The sequence below is a fragment of the Lacipirellulaceae bacterium genome, assembly GCA_040218535.1.
Classification (GTDB): Bacteria; Planctomycetota; Planctomycetia; order Pirellulales; family Lacipirellulaceae; genus Adhaeretor.
Window position 1 is genome coordinate 1,814,374 of the sequence record JAVJRG010000005.1, and the last position, 16,220, is coordinate 1,830,593.

12 protein-coding genes are annotated in these 16,220 nt (G+C 55.6%); 11 read left to right on the top strand and 1 reads right to left on the bottom strand.

Features of this window, described 5'->3' with window-relative positions:
* Window positions 1–4: 4 nt before the first annotated feature.
* Window positions 5–1,384: an adenosylmethionine--8-amino-7-oxononanoate transaminase gene (gene bioA, locus RIB44_07435; protein MEQ8616412.1), complete on the top strand. Its 1,380-nt coding sequence runs from the start codon at window positions 5–7 to the stop codon at window positions 1,382–1,384.
* Here the strand turns inward: bioA and RIB44_07440 are convergent.
* Window positions 1,381–2,814, bottom strand: a complete 1,434-nt coding sequence (locus RIB44_07440) for a hypothetical protein (GenBank protein MEQ8616413.1) — start codon at window positions 2,812–2,814, stop codon at window positions 1,381–1,383. The two genes, bioA and RIB44_07440, sit on opposite strands and share 4 nt — an antisense overlap.
* Window positions 2,815–3,194: 380 nt before the next feature.
* Between RIB44_07440 and polA the strand changes: the two genes are divergently transcribed.
* From polA to RIB44_07490, 10 genes are all read left to right on the top strand, one after another.
* A complete protein-coding gene (gene polA, locus RIB44_07445) occupies window positions 3,195–6,113 on the top strand; it encodes a DNA polymerase I (GenBank protein MEQ8616414.1) in 2,919 nt (972 codons plus the stop codon).
* A 4-nt stretch (window positions 6,114–6,117) separates the two neighbouring features.
* Entirely contained in the window at window positions 6,118–6,729 is a 612-nt protein-coding gene (gene coaE, locus RIB44_07450; GenBank protein ID MEQ8616415.1) for a dephospho-CoA kinase, read from the top strand.
* A gap of 588 nt (window positions 6,730–7,317) precedes the next feature.
* The gene (rho, locus tag RIB44_07455) at window positions 7,318–8,577 is read left to right on the top strand and encodes a transcription termination factor Rho (GenBank protein MEQ8616416.1); all 1,260 of its coding nucleotides are present in this window, start codon (window positions 7,318–7,320) and stop codon (window positions 8,575–8,577) included.
* 142 nt (window positions 8,578–8,719) lie between these two features.
* The gene (gene ribH, locus RIB44_07460; protein ID MEQ8616417.1) at window positions 8,720–9,193 is read left to right on the top strand and encodes a 6,7-dimethyl-8-ribityllumazine synthase; all 474 of its coding nucleotides are present in this window, start codon (window positions 8,720–8,722) and stop codon (window positions 9,191–9,193) included.
* Between the two features lie 157 nt (window positions 9,194–9,350).
* The gene (nusB, locus tag RIB44_07465; protein ID MEQ8616418.1) at window positions 9,351–9,770 is read left to right on the top strand and encodes a transcription antitermination factor NusB; all 420 of its coding nucleotides are present in this window, start codon (window positions 9,351–9,353) and stop codon (window positions 9,768–9,770) included.
* 64 nt (window positions 9,771–9,834) lie between these two features.
* A complete protein-coding gene (gene ftsY, locus RIB44_07470) occupies window positions 9,835–10,773 on the top strand; it encodes a signal recognition particle-docking protein FtsY (protein MEQ8616419.1) in 939 nt (312 codons plus the stop codon).
* Window positions 10,774–11,296: 523 nt separating this feature from the next.
* A complete protein-coding gene (gene amt, locus RIB44_07475) occupies window positions 11,297–12,781 on the top strand; it encodes an ammonium transporter (GenBank protein ID MEQ8616420.1) in 1,485 nt (494 codons plus the stop codon).
* Between the two features lie 593 nt (window positions 12,782–13,374).
* Window positions 13,375–13,722, top strand: coding sequence for a P-II family nitrogen regulator (locus RIB44_07480; protein MEQ8616421.1), 348 nt, complete (start codon window positions 13,375–13,377; stop codon window positions 13,720–13,722).
* Between the two features lie 94 nt (window positions 13,723–13,816).
* Complete coding sequence (locus RIB44_07485) at window positions 13,817–14,518, top strand: hypothetical protein (GenBank protein MEQ8616422.1); 702 nt, start codon at window positions 13,817–13,819, stop codon at window positions 14,516–14,518.
* A gap of 76 nt (window positions 14,519–14,594) precedes the next feature.
* Window positions 14,595–16,217, top strand: coding sequence for a trypsin-like peptidase domain-containing protein (locus RIB44_07490; GenBank protein ID MEQ8616423.1), 1,623 nt, complete (start codon window positions 14,595–14,597; stop codon window positions 16,215–16,217).
* The last annotated feature ends 3 nt before the right edge of the window (window positions 16,218–16,220 follow it).

Genomic DNA, 16,220 nt, shown 5'->3' on the forward strand with positions numbered 1-16,220 from the left:
TAGTATGCCAACTTCAGAGAACCCCAGCCCCAAAGAACTTCACGATTGGGACCGCCACTACCTTTGGCACGCTTTCACCCAGATGGCGGAGTACGAGCCTCTGATCGCCGAGCGTGGCGAGGGGTGCTACCTGTTTGACGTCAATGGAAAGCGATATCTCGATGGCGTGAGTAGCCTCTGGTGCAATCTCCATGGACACAATCATCCAAGGCTGAACGCCGCGATCACCCAGCAAGTTGATTGTCTCTCCCATGCGACCACCCTGGGAATGAGCAATCCTCCGGCAATTGAGTTGGCCAAACGGCTTGCTGACATCAGTCCCGGTGAGCTGGAGCACGTCTTCTACTCATGCGACGGTGCTTCCGCCGTGGAGGTTGCACTTAAGGTGAGCTACCAATACTGGCAGCAATGCGACGAGCCCCAGCCCCAAAAAAGAAAGTACCTCGCATTTGGCAATGCCTACCACGGTGACACTCTCGGCAGCACTGCCGTCGGCGGAATCGAACACTTCCACGAAATCTTCGGCCCGTTACTGTGCGAAGTCGTCCGTGTTCCTTCTCCAGACCGACGCTACGGTTCAGCAAGTGAGCACCTCTCGAAACTAGAAGCCGTACTCATTGAGCAGCATGAAACGATCGCTGCTCTGGTGATTGAACCCCTCATGCAAGGCGCCGCTGGCCTACTGATGCAGCAGCCGGGTTATCTGCGTGGGGTTCGAGAGCTATGCACCAAGTACGGCGTGTTGATGATCGCCGACGAAATCGTCACGGGGTTCGGACGCAGTGGCAAGATGTTCGCCTGCGAGCACGAAGACGTCGTCCCCGACCTGATGTGCCTAGGAAAAAGCCTCACCGCGGGCTACTTACCGATGGCTGCAACACTGGTCACACCGGAAGTCTATCAAGCGTTTCTCGGAGAATTCAGCGAGCAACGAACCTTCTATCACGGGCACACCTTCGGCGGAAATCCCCTGGCTGCATCGGTCGCGCTTGCGTCTCTCGATTTGATCGAAGAGACAAAGATGCTCGCAGAAGTCTTGCCGCCACGTGTTGAGCAGCTTCAGCAGCGACTCGAAAGGCTCAGCAAGCACTCAGAAATCGGTCCGCATATTGGCGACATCCGCCAACTAGGGCTGATGGCAGCAATCGAGCTTGTGTCTGATCGAGAAACGATGACAAGCTACGAGCCCAACGAACGCATCGGCTACCATGTCTGTCGAGTAACCACGCAGAAAGGTGTCTGGCTTCGCCCTCTAGGGGACGTCGTCGTGCTCATGCCACCGCCGGTGATCAGCGAAGAAGAACTTGATCTCTTGTTCGATGTGCTGACGGAGAGCCTGCTCGAAACCTGTGTCACAAGAAACGTTGCCCGAGCAGGATCCTAGTACGGCGTCGGAGGTAACCGCTTGCGGAAGGTTCCGGTGGGCTGCGTTCGCTTGCGTGGCAACTCTTGAGTTGCCGGTTGAGCTGGAAACGCATCAGGACGTGCTGAAGGGCCAAGGGTCACCGCCCGATTGTCAGGACGCCATCCCATGAGAGTAATAAACTCATCGAGGGCGATCGTCTCAATTCCAAGCGAGTCAGCGTCTTCGCTCATGCGATCGTAGGCTTGACCAAGGTGTCGCATCTCTTCGGGATTGCCGTCGGTTTCTCTCGGTCGCTCACCTAGTACGAGAAACCGTGTGGCGACATCCATCTCGCCCACAACCAGCTTACCCTCTTCATTTTTATAGTCCGCAGGGTAAGCATCGACGTCGCCGCCGCTGGTGTTGATGATCCGCCGCATGAGAGCCTGATCGCTCTGGTCGTCACCATCTACGTCAATAAAGCCGGTAAACGCAAACCCAACCTTGCGACCACGGTCCCAGACTTGGCTGTAGATCTTGTCCTCAGGCATGACGGGATTCGTCGATTTATCACCCGTAATACGGACCTCAGCAAGATGCGGTTCCATCACGCGGACCACTTCGATGGTTCCCTTTTTCACGGCGAGCGCCGCGTCGGCTTCATCAGGCGAGTACACACTGAAGGTCACTTGCGGACGTAATCCATCAGCAGAGCCGAGGTTGATCCAAGCCTTGCCGTAACGTTGGTTGACCCAGGTGATCTTCCCATCCGCAGGCTCAGCGAAAGGATCAGGACTTTGACGCTCAGACAAAAGCAGGTCGTTGGCACGGTCAAGCTTAGCGATTTTGTCATTCAGGTTGGTAATCGAAGACCTCAGCTTGGCAATCTGTTCATCATGCTCAGCACGCTGAGTGGCTAGCTGCTCCGAAATCTTGTCTTTCTCGGCATTGATATCTTTGTACTGCTTATCGAACTTCACACGTTCACTTGCAGCGTCTGCTTTGACATCCTGGAGCTCCTGCTCGTAGGCTTTCACCTGCGCGTCTTTCGCTGCCTCAACCGCCAACAAACGTTGCTTGAGATCCTTCACCTGCTCTTTGGCGTTGGCTTCATCTTGAGACATCTTGTTGTAATCGTTTTCGATCTGCTCCAAGATGCGACGGTAGCTACGTTCTTCTTCGGCAAAGTTCTTCCCATAGCGTTCCATGTCCGCCTGAAACGGCTCTCGCAAAGTCGTGATCGGGTCTTCCGTTGAGAAGCCGATCCAACTCTTGTAGTTGTTGGCTTCTTCTTGGAGCGTGCTCTGCGCGGTCTGAGCTTCCGTGTAGCTCGACTGCAGTTGATCAGCGCGAGCGACCGCGGTCTTCTTGGCGTTGTTCACCAGGAAGACTGCCACTAGTAGGCCCAGGACCAAAAGTGTGAGGACGATGATGATTGCCTGCAGGCCTTGGTTTTCTTTCGCGGCCATGGATTACCTCTGCGTTTTTCTGAGAGATACTGTCTCTGATTAGATGCTGTTCCGCACGTCTGTTTTCAAGACGCTCTGCTGGTCCAGAGCCCATGCATGATAAGCGGGCCCAGGTAGGAAAATGCTGTAAGTCGAGCTTAGTTGGGGGATTAGGTAGTGTCAACGAAATGCGAATCCCGCACCAAACGGCCCCTCACGCCAGCGCGACCATCAACGTCTCTGACGTTCATGAGGGTCCCACAACTTCCCAGAGTTGGGATAATCCGATTATATCGAATGCCACCCGCCGTGACCAATTCACGAAGACTCGTCGCTCGCGGTAAGCTAAAGGCTCGAGCTACCTGCCGTGTTGCGATTCCACCACCTCTTCGAGCTAAATCGTGCCGAAAAGCCCCAGACAAGCCAAACTATTCGGCACCGACCCAGATGAGATTACGGAGAAGACTTCGGCAGATGCGCCCCCCCAGCCAGCCACAGCGGTAGCTCCTTCAGGCGAGGAAGCATCACCATATCCCGAAGTGGCGTCCGCCGCAGCGGTCGCGGCAGCGCCTACGAAACTCGGCCCTGACTGGACGGTCTATGCGGTCGACGCTCACTCGCTGATTTTCCAGGTATTTCACGCGATGAACGCCTCGGACATGACCAGCCCCCAGGGCGAGCCGGTCGGGGCCGTCTACGGCTTCGCACGAGATATGCTCCAAATCATCGAACGCAAACAGCCGACGGCCCTCGTCTGTGCGTTCGATCTCTCTGGCCCGACATTCCGCCACGAGATGTACGACAAGTACAAGGAAGATCGGGGCGAGATGCCCGCCGAGTTGCGGTCGCAACTTCCGAAAATACGTGATCTCGTGACGGCTATGGGCATTCCGATTTTGGATTACGAGGGTTTCGAAGCCGACGATATTCTGGCGACTTTATCTCGGCTGTGTGACGAGGCGGGAGCGAAGTGCTCGGTGGTCACCGGAGATAAAGATTGCCGCCAACTGATTACCGAGAATGTCGACATCTACAACATCCGCAAAGATCAGCACTACAACGCAGTCGATCTGTTTGGCGACTGGGGAATCCGGCCTGACCAAGTTGTTGATTTTCAGGCATTAGTTGGCGACAAGGTCGATAACGTCCCAGGCGTGCCGCTCATTGGGCCGAAGATCGCCAGCGAGCTGCTCGATCGCTTCGGCACGGTCGAGGAGGTTCTCGACAATGCCGAAGAAGTTTCCGGCAAGAAACGCAAACAGAACTTGATCGACTTTCGCGAAGATGCACTCATTTCTCGCAAGCTGGTCGAGCTCGACCAGCACGTGCCCATCGAGCCTGACTGGCAAGCCATGCAAGTTGGATCAATGGATGTCCCGCGACTCGAAGAATTATTCCGCGACTATGGTTTCCGAGCGCTTGGCGATCGTATTAAGGAGTTGGCCACTGCTTCGTCGCTGTCGGGAAGCATCAAGAAGACCGCAACTTGGGAAGCGGATTACCATCTTGTCGATACCCTGGAGGGGCTCGAAGAACTCGCGGCAAAGCTCGCGCAGCAAGAGCTGATCTCCATCGACACCGAAACCACAGACGTCTCTCCGCGACATGCCGACTTGGTCGGCTACTCATTCTGCTGGCAACCAGGCGAGGCTTACTACGTGGCAGTGCGTGGTCCTGAAGGCTCCACAGTGGTCGATCCCGATCAAGCAGCGGCTCTATTGAAACCGATTTTCGAAGACCCGGCGATCGGCAAAATTGGCCAGAACATCAAGTACGACATGGTTGTCCTTCGAAACATCGGCATCGAGATGGCCGGCGTGGAGTTCGACACGATGGTGGCGAGCTATCTGCTGGAAGCGGGCGAGCGCAGCTACAACCTTGACTTGCTCTCAGAGCGCTACCTCGGCCACACGATGAGCAAGATCGAGGATCTCATTGGCAAGGGCAAAAACCAACGCCGAATGGACGAGGCCCCCGTCCCTGAGGTGAGCGATTACGCCGCTGAGGATGCTGACGTTCCGCTCCGGCTACTTCCGATTCTCCAAGAACGGCTTGAAAAGGAGGGGCTCGTTGAGCTCAACGAAACGCTCGAAACCCCACTGATCGAAGTTCTCGCTGAAATCGAACACCAAGGCGTATGCGTCGATACCGAACGTCTCGCTGAGTTAAGCGAAGCTTACACAGAGAAGCTGGCGATGCTGGAAGCCGAGATCGAAGGGATGGCAGGACATCCGCTGAACATAGGTTCGCCCAAACAGTTGGCCGAAGTCTTATTCACAGAACTGGGGCTGCCCGTCATCAAACGCACCAAGACTGGCGCAAGTACCGATGCGAGTGTGCTTGAGGAGTTGGCTTCCCAACATCCACTGCCAGCGAAGATCGTTGAGTACCGGCAATACTCCAAGCTCCTCAGCACCTACATTGATGCACTGCCTAAGCTGGTACATCCAACGACATGTCGGGTGCATGGCTCGCTCAACCAGGTGGTCGCCTCTACGGGACGGCTCAGCAGCAGCAATCCGAACTTGCAAAACATCCCCGTCCGCACTGCCGAAGGCCGCGAGATTCGCTCGGCGTTTCGCCCAGAGAAACCTGATTGGTTATTGCTAGCCGCTGACTATTCGCAAATCGAGTTGAGAGTGTTGGCCCACTACTGCGGCGACCTCTCGCTTTGTGATACCTTTGCCGCCGACGAAGACATTCACCGTCTAGTCGCCAGCCAGGTCAACGATGTCGCACTTGAAGACGTGACTCCCGACATGCGACGCGCCGCCAAGGCCGTCAACTTTGGAATCATCTACGGTCAGAGCCCGTTCGGCTTGGCGAAGGCATTGGATATCACCAAAGAAGACGCCGCGGACTTTATTGAAACCTACTTCGCCAGTTATCCCGGCGTGTTGGACTTCTTTGTGGAAACGCTCGAATCCTGCCGCAATCGTGGTTATGTGACGACTCTTCTAGGTCGTCGCCGAGCGGTCTCGGGCGTTCGACCGGTCCCGGAAGGCCTTCGCGAACCGAAGAACGGTCAGCTTCGCCAATTGAACTTGCCTGAACGGACCGCGGTAAACTCCGTCATCCAAGGCTCGGCAGCCGACCTCATCAAACTGGCAATGCTGGCAGTGCATCGCCGCCTCAAGGAAGAACCGCTCGAGGCCAAGATGATCCTTCAGATTCACGACGAGTTGCTCTTCGAAGCTTCCCCGGAAGCAATCGACCCACTTGCAAAACTGGTCGAGGAGGAGATGACCAACGTGATGACGCTCGACGTGCCTCTCAAGGTCGACGTGAAAACAGGCCCCAATTGGGCGGAGTGCGACTAAAGCCATGAAGATCATCGGACTCGTCGGAGGTGTCGCCAGCGGAAAGTCCACCGTTGCCGCGGCGTTTGCCGAACTCGGTGCTGTGGTCTTGGACGCAGACAAGATGGCTCATGCCGCCTTGGAAGATCCCTCGGTTCGAGAACAACTCGTCGAGCGCTGGGGCGACGTCATACTTTCCCCAGACGGTAACGTCGATCGACAAGCGATCGCCAAGCGAGTCTTCGGCGAAGACGTAAAAGCTCGCGAGGAGCGGGACTTCCTCGAAGGGTTGTTGCACCCAAAAATTCGTGCGAAAGCAGAGGTGAAGATTGCGGAATTGGCTGATTCCCAAGTGTCAACAACACCGAAAGCTGTCGTGATCGACGCTCCTCTGCTGTTGGAAGCAGGTTGGGAAAAAATCTGCGAGTTTCTCGTTTTTATCGATACTCCAGAGGCCAACCGCAAAACAAGAGCGGGAGATCGCGGCTGGAGCCAGGAGGATTTTTCTCGACGAGAGTCCGCTCAATTGCCGATAGCGAAGAAAAGAGAGACGGCTACCCACATTATCGACAACAGTGGCTCAACTGAGGATCTCCGGCGCGAGGTCGAACAGGTTTGGTTGCAGATCGTCGGGTGAGTGCAGCAAGTCTTTCATGCGGCAACAGTTTCGCTCAGCAAATTCCGGCATTTTCCGTGAATAGGCTTTGCCATCGAGCGGTTGCCTGCAATACTGAGATAACGATGCGGACCCGCCTTCTAGCCGCGTCAATTTTTGAAGTCATGCTCGGGTAACTCAGCTCGCAGCTTTAGAATCCTACCTATTTTTCTCATTTGCTACTGTAGCGGCCAGACCGGGTCCTCGTATTTTGCATGCTCATTCAGCATGTCGAATGGTCGATCAGTCTTGCCTCAAAACTTCCCACCCCATCAAAGTCTTCCTCCCTCCGACGCCTTCCGTGCGTCGCCCCCTGCTTTTCGATTTCCGGAGCCTACCATGAGTGAAAATCACGGCCGCTCACAGCGGCCCAGTCCACAGCGATCCAACCGAGGCCGGTCTTACGACCGCGGCCGGCGCGACAACGTCCCCAGCAACATCGATACAAAACTTCTCGCTGATCTTGAACGCGAGGAACCGCTTTCGATTGCGGAAGAACTCGATAAAGCGGCCGAACGCGTCCGTCGTGTCGGCAAGAAGATCGAGCAGGCCGATAAGCCGGACAACAATGTGCATATCGCTGCGCTGCAGAAGATGAGCATGCCTGAGCTCATGCAGGTGGCCGAGGAAGAGCAGATTGAAGAAGCGAGCGGCCTGCGGAAGCAGGAACTCATCTTCCGCATCCTCAAGGCCAGGGTGAAGCTCGAAGGGATGATGTTTGGCGAGGGAACCTTGGAGATCCTCCCTGACGGATTCGGATTCCTCCGCTCTCCCGACTATCACTACCTCTCCTGCCCGGACGACATCTACGTTTCGCCTAGCCAAATCCGCCGTTTTGGGCTGCAAACCGGTGCTACCGTCGCGGGAACGATTCGACCCCCGAAAGAGAACGAGCGTTACTTCGCGCTATTGCGTGTTGAAGCGATCAATGGCCAAGACCCCGACCTCGTCAATAAGAAGGTCTTGTTCGACAATCTCACGCCCAACCATCCCGACGAGCGCATCCGCATGGAAACCACTGCGGACGAGATTGCGATGCGGGTGGTCGACATGATTGTGCCTATTGGGTTCGGCCAACGCGGCCTCATCGTCAGCCCGCCGCGTGCTGGTAAGACGATCTTGATGCAAAAAATGGCCCAAAGTGTCCTCGCCAACTACCCAGATGCCCATGTTGTCATGCTGCTGATTGACGAGCGGCCCGAAGAAGTGACCGACATGGAGCGCGAGGTGAAGGGCCCCAACTGCGAGGTCATCAGCAGCACGTTCGACGAAACCTCAGCCCGGCACGTCCAAGTGGCCGATATGGTGATCGAAAAGGCAAAGCGGATGGTCGAGTACGGCCGCGACGTCGTCATTTTCCTCGATTCCATCACACGGCTCGCCCGAGCTTGGAACAGCGAATGCCCCAGCAGCGGCAAGGTGCTCTCGGGCGGTATCGACGCCAACGCCATGCAACGCCCCAAACGCTTCTTCGGCTCCGCTCGTAAAGTCGAGGAGGGCGGCTCGCTGACGATTATCGCCACGGCACTGATCGATACTGGTAGCCGCATGGATGAGGTGATTTTTGAAGAGTTCAAAGGCACGGGCAACCAGGAAATCGTCCTCGACCGGGCCTTAGTCGACCGCCGCGTCTGGCCCGCTATCGACATTAACCGCAGTGGCACCCGTCGCGAAGAAATGCTGATGGACCCCGAGGAATACCGTCGTGTGTGCCTCCTGCGACGGGTCCTCAGCGAGATGAACGGCCCCGACGCGATGGAATTGCTGACCACGCGACTCTCCAAGACGAAGTCGAATGCTGAATTTCTGCTGAGCATGAAAGAGGATTGAGGTTGCCTTTTCAGAGGCTTCGAACCCCTAGCTTGCGCTAGGGGCTAGGGGTTTGCCAGTTTTTTCGTTCACGACTGATACAACCCTAGCCCCTAGCGCAAGCTAGGGGTTGTTACACTTTTCCGCGACTCCAACCTTCAAAATGCCTGAAGAATTCAAACCACAAGAAACCGATCCCAAAGATCGCTACGCGATCGTCGTGGCCCAGTGGAATCAGCTTGTTACCGATAAATTGCTCGATGGGGCTGTCGAAACGCTGCTTGCTGCGGGTGTCGCTGACCATGCGATTCACGTGGCTCGCGTGCCTGGCTCTTGGGAACTGCCACTTGCTGCTCAACAATTAGCACGAAGCGGCGACTACGCAGCGGTGATTTGTCTGGGCGTCGTCATCCAGGGTGAAACCACGCACGATCAGCACATCAATCGCGGAGTGAGCCTGGCGCTCAGTCAGATTTCTCTGGAGTGCGAACTGCCGCTTCCGCTTGGTCTGCTGACCGTCCAATCACTGGAGCAAGCCCTCGCCCGTGCAGGGGGGGAAGTCGGCAACAAGGGCAACGAATGTGCTGAAGCGGCCCTGCACATGGTCGGATTGCTCAGGACCATGCCCGAAGCGTAGAATACTGCAAGCAGCAATGTCCAAGCCCCAATGACCAGTATTATCTTTCAAGACTGGTCATTGGGACTTGGACATTGGTCATTACTAGGATGCACCAATCTTGGAGCGTTATCGCCCCGCAAGCAGTCAACAAGACAAGCAAGCTAGCAACCCAATCATGTCCCGCCGTACCCGTGCACGCGAAGTCGCGTTGCAGGTCCTTTTCCAAGACGACCTGAATCCCGACCCCATCAACGAAGAGGCTTCGCTTAACAAGCTGGGCGCCTTTCTCGGTGCGCGGCTTCGAGAGGAAGATCTGCGTGACTTCGCGAAAGGGCTTGTCTTGGGTGTCAAAAGAAATCAGCAGGAACTCGACGAACTACTCGAAAAACATGCTGAGAATTGGACCCTGCGACGGATGGCGGCCACGGACCGCAACCTCATGCGATTGGCAGCCTATGAAATCCGCTTCACTGAAACCCCACCCAACGTCGCCATCGACGAGGCCGTCGAGCTAGCCAAACGCTTCGGCGCCAAGCAAAGCTCCCAATTCGTCAATGGCATCCTTGATAAACTAATTGAAAGGAACGATGAATGATAAGTGATGAATGATGAATATAAAGAAACTTCATCCTTCATCCCTCTGCCTTCATCCTTGATTCATGGGCTTATTCGATAAATTCAAACGCGGTCTCAAGAAAACCAAAGACGTACTCAAGACCGACGTCCGCGACCTTTTCAAGAGTGAAGGACGCCTCATCGACGAGGAATTCCTCGATGAGATGCGTGCTCTCCTATTCAAAACTGACATGGGCTACGACTCCGTGGAAGAGATCGTCGCTGAGGTCGCTAAGAACTTCCGAGGCAGGGTCGTCCAGCTCGAAGATGTCGTGGCCACCTGGAAAGAGAAGCTCTCGGAGCTGATGGCACAAGACGCGTCACCGATTGGGTTTGCTGCCAGCGGCCCAACGGTCATTATGGTCGCCGGCGTCAACGGAGCGGGCAAGACGACTTCGATTGCGAAACTCTCCAAGATGTTCGTCGATGAGGGTCGCAAGGTGGTCCTAGGGGCTGGCGACACGTTTCGCGCGGCAGCCGTTGAGCAACTGACCATCTGGTCAGAGCGACTCGGCGTGGACATTGTCAAAGAAGAGCAGGGCACCCATCCGGCCACCGTCGCTTACAAGGCCGTGGAACGAGCCATCGAGACGGGAGCGGATGTCTGCATCGTAGATACGGCAGGCCGGCTGCAGACGCAGAAGAATCTCATGGCCGAGCTGACCAAAATTCAGCAATCGCTTAAGAAGCTCATCCCCGAGTCGCCCCACGAGGTTCTGCTCGTTCTTGACGCTACCACCGGCCAGAACGGTATCAGTCAAGCAGGCAAGTTCACCGAAGCCGTTGATTGCACGGGGATCGTCCTGGCAAAGCTCGACGGCACCGCCAAGGGAGGCGTGGTCGTGGCGATCCGCCAGCAAGTCGGCCTGCCCGTGAAATACGTCGGCGTCGGCGAGCAGCCAGAGGATTTGGCACTCTTCAAGCCCGACGAGTTCGTTGACGCTCTGTTTGCCGAGGTGGGCGTCGAGCCCGCGACGAAGTAACTAAGTCCAGTCTCAGTATCTCTATCTCTCCACAAGGCAGCCGCAGCCCCAGTAATAGTTGTTGTGGGGGCTGCCGGTAACTGGCTCGCAAGGTTTGACCCTGCGAGAATTCACCGGCGAGCTGTTAGCTCGCGGCTACATACGTCTTTTCGCCTGCCTACCCGCGCGACAATCTCTGATGCATCCTCAGGCATCGCTAGCTTTCGAGCGAACAACCGGCCAGAAAAGCAACTTCTTTTTCCGTCGTAAATCATAGTATACAAACGGCTTGCGGCTTCTATAGAAAACGGTGCGTCAAGTCTGGCACAGACCTTGCTCTCCTGCCCGCTAGCAATTGCCGGTGGGGCGTTTCGCAGGGAAAGCGAGTCGCTCTCGCCAGATTTGAGTGCAATGTCAGGCGGTCGGCACGGTGCCATGCCCGCAGATTGCAGAGGCGGTTTCTTCAACCAACGGTTTGTTCAAACCACTGCAATCACCATTTACGTCCTTCTGAAATCTCGAACACAAAGGGTAACTACAGATGATGTCTACTCTCACGGAGCGCCGCTGGCTGACGCTCCTGCTCGCGGCAATCATGTCGCTCACAGTCATAAGCGTTGGGCCGACGGCCTACGCGCAAGGTGAAGAAGAAGGGGAAACGGCTACGGAATCCGAGTCCGAAGCACCCGAGGAAGAAGCTGAAGAAGAGGGTCCGAAGAAAGAAATCGATTACGACGGTGCCGATTTCAAGTTCGGCTACACCATCAACACGTTGATCATGTTTGTCTGTGCCGTGTTGGTCATCTTCATGCAAGCTGGCTTCGCTATGCTTGAGGTCGGCCTCAACTCAGCCAAGAACACGGTGAACATTCTCTTCAAGAATGTTATGGATTTATCGGTGGGCGTATTGCTCTACCTGTTCATCGGCTGGGGGATCATGTACAGCGGTACCGATAGCCCGTACTTCGGTTACGATGGGCCATGGGTTTCTCGCGACGCTGTTGCTGCAGAAGACGGCTCATGGGAAACGCCACCAAACGACAACGACGATGCAACCGAAGAGACTGCAGCGACCGCCTACGCAAGTAGCGGAGCTGACTTCCTATTCCAGGTTGCCTTTGCTGCTACCGCAGCAACGATCGTTTCTGGAGCTGTAGCAGGACGTATGCAATTCAAGGCGTACCTCATCTATTCAGCGATTCTCACAGGTATCATCTACCCAATTAGCGGTTTTTGGAAATGGGGCGGGGGATTCCTCGACCAAGAAGGCTTCCAAGACTTTGCGGGATCAGTGGTGGTGCATGCGGTGGGCGGTTTCGCCGGTCTCGCTGGTGCCATGATTCTAGGTCCACGTCTTGGTCGATACGTGAATGGAAAATCAGTACCTATGCCAGGCCACAATGTTGCCTTCGCTGCCCTGGGTGTATTCATCCTATGGGTAGGGTGGTACGGATTTAACCCTGGTAGCCAGTTGACCTACGATGGCTACGCGAACGCTGAAGCAACGACTTACATTGCCTTGACCACCACCATCGCTGCCGCTGCCGGTGCTGTAGCAGCTATGATTTTCGCTTGGGCGATGTTCGGGAAGCCAGATGTCACCATGGCATTGAACGGCACTCTCGCAGGCCTTGTTGCGATCACTGCTAACTGTGATCGCGTAAGTCAACCAGAAGCTCTGATTATTGGAGCCGTTGGTGGTCTGCTAGTCGTTCTCGGAATTGTGCTTCTGGACAAACTCAAGATCGACGACCCTGTCGGTGCTTGGCCAGTTCACGGGCTCTGCGGAGTCTGGGGCGGACTCGCAACGGGTATCTTCGGCGATCTGCCAGACGGTATCGACACCCAAGGTGCTTTCTTCTTCGTTCAGTTGAAGGCGACAGTGATTATCTGTGTCTGGGCATTCGTGACGATGTTCATCCTGTTCTCCATCCTCAAAGCCATGGGCATCCTCCGTGTGAGCGAAGCCGAAGAGCAGCAAGGTTTGGATATCAGCGAGCACGGCATGCAAGCCTATACGACTGGTTGAGAGACAGCTTGACGACTCTCACCGCTGGCGGATTTGCTACCTCCAAGAACCGCCAGCGGTGAGTTTAGAAACTATGAAGCGTTCGACTCTTGCCTGGGTCGAGCTTTGAAGTCCCAATGGCTTGGCCGCCGATCGCCGCCTACTGGCGGCCAGGCCGGGACTTTTTCGTTGCCTTTCGAGTAGGTTTAGGTTCAACGGCGGTTTGGAACGAACATCGATAGTCGCCGGGAACGAAGGCAGGCTATCAGTTTTCAGCCCTCAATTCTCAGCCTCTTCCAAAGCTGAAAGCTGACGGCTGATAGCTGACAGCTAGTCCTCTGAGCAGATGCTCAATCTTCAGAACATGTCAGTGGCACACTCCGCGTGCCACTCTCTAAGAAACCGCTTCCTCCAGAAGGACGCCCCAAGTGGCTTGGGCGTGCTTTACCGCCTAAGTGCGCTCAAGCCGGGGTGTCTTGCGAGGCTTGTCCTTCTGTGGGTCAGGGGATTAGGTTATTAGGTGGTTAGGGTCGAGACGAATTACGGCTAGAATCAGTCAACGCATTCCTGTTCAACCCTACTTACCTAACCACTTAATCCCTAGTCCCCTACCGATGAAGCTCATCATTGCCGTGATCCAGCCAAGCAAGCTGGAAGATGTGAAACAGGCCCTCTCAGAGGTCGAAGTCGTGCGTCTCACCATCATGGATGTGCAAGGCTTCGGTCGTCAGAAGGGCCAGACGGAGATCTATCGAGGTCGCGAGATTACCGTCAACCTTCTCCGCAAGGTCCAGTTGCAGATTGCCGTGAATGACGACTTTGTCGAGCCGACGGTCAACGCCATTCTGCAGGGCGGTCGCACCGGCGAGACAGGCCAGATTGGCGACGGCAAGATCTTTGTGCTGCCGCTTGAAGACTGCATTCGCATCCGTACGGGCGAGCGTGGAGAAGAAGCGATTTGAGCGATGCATCCGGCTCAGCTAAGGTGTAACGCAGCCCCAGCCGGGAGTTTCTCACACCTCTTCAGCACTTATCTTTCAATCCAGGGGAGTAGCGATGCACCTCAAGCGACACTTAGCTTCTTATTTCTTACTATCCGCTTTGATCGCCTTGCTCGCGAACTCAAGTAGCCGTGCCCAGCCAGTGGCGGAGGCCCCGCCTTCTTCCGCTCAGCCTGCGAAAGATTCCCGGCTCATGAAATTGGTTGCCGAAGGCAAGCTCACATCACAGATTCTCTATCCGATGCGCAAGGGGTCTAACTGGACCTACGATATGGATGTGCAGGGTAAAACGCTGGAGATGAAATGCCGCATTGCTTCAAAAGAAAAGATCAACGACCAGGAATTGTACAAGCTCGAGGCCGCATTTAACGGGCAAGTTTCAGCCACCGAGCACATGAGCAACAACAAACGAGGCTTAGCCCGACATCGCAACAATGGAATCGAGCTGACGCCCGCGCTTCAACTACTACGTAATCCCGTGAAGCCCGGCGACCGGTGGCAACAAGAGGTCGAGCATGGCGGAACCAAACTAAAAACCACCTGCAAGACTTCGGCTGAGGTGATCACGACGCCGTTAGGCAAGTTCGATGTCATCCGGGTGACGCTCAACACAGCCGTTGAAGGAATCAATATCGATGCTGACTATTGGTTCGCTGCGGATGTTGGCTGTGTTCGCCAGGTCTTGAATCTCGGTCAAACGAAAGCGAACGTGGTCCTAAGGAAATACGAGCTCGCGAAAGAAGAGAAACCTGAGTGACCACAGGCCATTCTTTCGAACTTCCCATAGATGTCGAATCTCCGTGAACTTCCTCTAGGAAACTTGGATAACCTTGATGAAATCCTTCTCGCTTGTCGTTGTAGTGCTCTCAAGTTGCCTTCTCGGCAAAGCAAGTCTTTGTCTGTCAGGAGAAGAGCTATCAACAGCGGTCATTGAACCTTCGACTGAGTCCGAGTCCTCCGTCAGTGATCTTGAGAAACCCGCGTTGCCGGCTAAGAAAGAGTCGGCAGCCGAACCGAAAATTGAAGCTCACGTTGTCAAAATAAAGATGACGCAACGCCGGCCTGATTTCTTTCGCCCCTGGACGAAGGCCAGCCCAGCAAAGAGCTCTGGATCGGGCGTCGTGATCTCGGGGAATCGCATCCTCACGAACGCTCATGTCGTCATGTACGCCAGCCAGGTTTTGGTGCAACTTCAACAGGGTGGCGATCAGCTCTCGGCTAAAGTGGTCGCGATCGCCCCGGGGATCGATTTGGCAATCGTCGAATTGCTCGATCCGTCGGCACTGGAGGATCTTCCCGGCTTAGAGATCGGCGACGACCTCGCTGAAGTCAAATCCCGCATCACGGCCTACGGATACCCCACCGGGGGCGACGACCTTTCCGTGACTGACGGGATCGTCTCGCGGATTGAGTTCACCGGCTTTTACCATGGCGCAATGGGGGCTCGAATCCAAGTCGATGCGGCCCTTAACCCGGGCAATAGCGGGGGTCCAGCCATCCAAGAAGGAAAGATCGCCGGGCTCGTGTTCAGCAAGATTCAGGAAGCGGACAACATTGGCTACCTGATTCCTCCCGAGGAGATTCGCACGTTCCTCGCCGATGTCGAGGACGGTAAGTATCACGGTAAGCCGATGCTGCTCGATCAGTTGCAAACGGCCGAGAATCCGGCGTTCCGATCCTTTCTCAAACTGGAGAAGAACGAGACCGGCATCGCCGTAAAGACGCCCTACCACCACTTAGATGACTCGGTGCTTCAGCCGTGGGACGTCATTACCCACGTCGGTGAACACGAAATCGACAATCAGGGTTACGTAGAAGTCCGAGACGGACTGCGGCTCCGGTTTCTCTACTACGTGCCCAAGCTCGCCAAGCCGGACCCCGAGCATCCCGACGACCCGAGTCGCGGTCTTGTGCCACTAAAGCTGTTGCGTGATGGAGAGCCGGTTGAGGTGGAGGTTCCCGTGCAAGCGGACCGCGACCTTGTCGTTCCGCTGCTCAAAGAGAACTATCCGGATTACTTCATTTACGGTCCGATGGTGTTCACGGCAGCGACGCAAGAGTACGTTCGCGCGATTGGCGGTCGCGGAATGAGCGCGCTGATCTCGCTAGAGAATCCGCTAATCAATCGCATGACCGATCGTCCTAGCGAACCGGGCGAGCAGATCGTCATCATGGCGACACGAATGTTCCCTCATCGGATCACGAAGGGGTACGACAACCGCCCGCTGGGAGTGATCACCTCGCTCAACGACACGAAGATCAAGAACCTGCGACATTTGGCTGAGCTGATCAAGAACAGCACCGACGAGTTTCTCAATTTCGAGGTTGCTGGACGCAGCGAATCGCTTGTATTCCGCCGCGAAGAAATCGAAGCGACGACCGAAGAGATCCTGGTCGACGAAGGTATCCGCTATCAAGCGTCCAAGAGCTTGCGTGACGTTTGGGAAGACGATTAGCCG

What these genes read in the sequence shown, in the direction of transcription:
- ribH (MEQ8616417.1), top strand. Translation starts at nt 8,720, where the DNA reads ATGCCTGAAGAATTCAAACCACAAGAAACCGATCCCAAAGATCGCTAC.
- nusB (MEQ8616418.1), top strand. Translation starts at nt 9,351, where the DNA reads ATGTCCCGCCGTACCCGTGCACGCGAAGTCGCGTTGCAGGTCCTTTTC.
- RIB44_07440 (MEQ8616413.1), bottom strand. Translation starts at nt 2,814, where the DNA reads ATGGCCGCGAAAGAAAACCAAGGCCTGCAGGCAATCATCATCGTCCTC.
- ftsY (MEQ8616419.1), top strand. Translation starts at nt 9,835, where the DNA reads ATGGGCTTATTCGATAAATTCAAACGCGGTCTCAAGAAAACCAAAGAC.
- amt (MEQ8616420.1), top strand. Translation starts at nt 11,297, where the DNA reads ATGTCTACTCTCACGGAGCGCCGCTGGCTGACGCTCCTGCTCGCGGCA.
- RIB44_07485 (MEQ8616422.1), top strand. Translation starts at nt 13,817, where the DNA reads ATGCACCTCAAGCGACACTTAGCTTCTTATTTCTTACTATCCGCTTTG.
- bioA (MEQ8616412.1), top strand. Translation starts at nt 5, where the DNA reads ATGCCAACTTCAGAGAACCCCAGCCCCAAAGAACTTCACGATTGGGAC.
- RIB44_07480 (MEQ8616421.1), top strand. Translation starts at nt 13,375, where the DNA reads ATGAAGCTCATCATTGCCGTGATCCAGCCAAGCAAGCTGGAAGATGTG.
- coaE (MEQ8616415.1), top strand. Translation starts at nt 6,118, where the DNA reads ATGAAGATCATCGGACTCGTCGGAGGTGTCGCCAGCGGAAAGTCCACC.
- RIB44_07490 (MEQ8616423.1), top strand. Translation starts at nt 14,595, where the DNA reads ATGAAATCCTTCTCGCTTGTCGTTGTAGTGCTCTCAAGTTGCCTTCTC.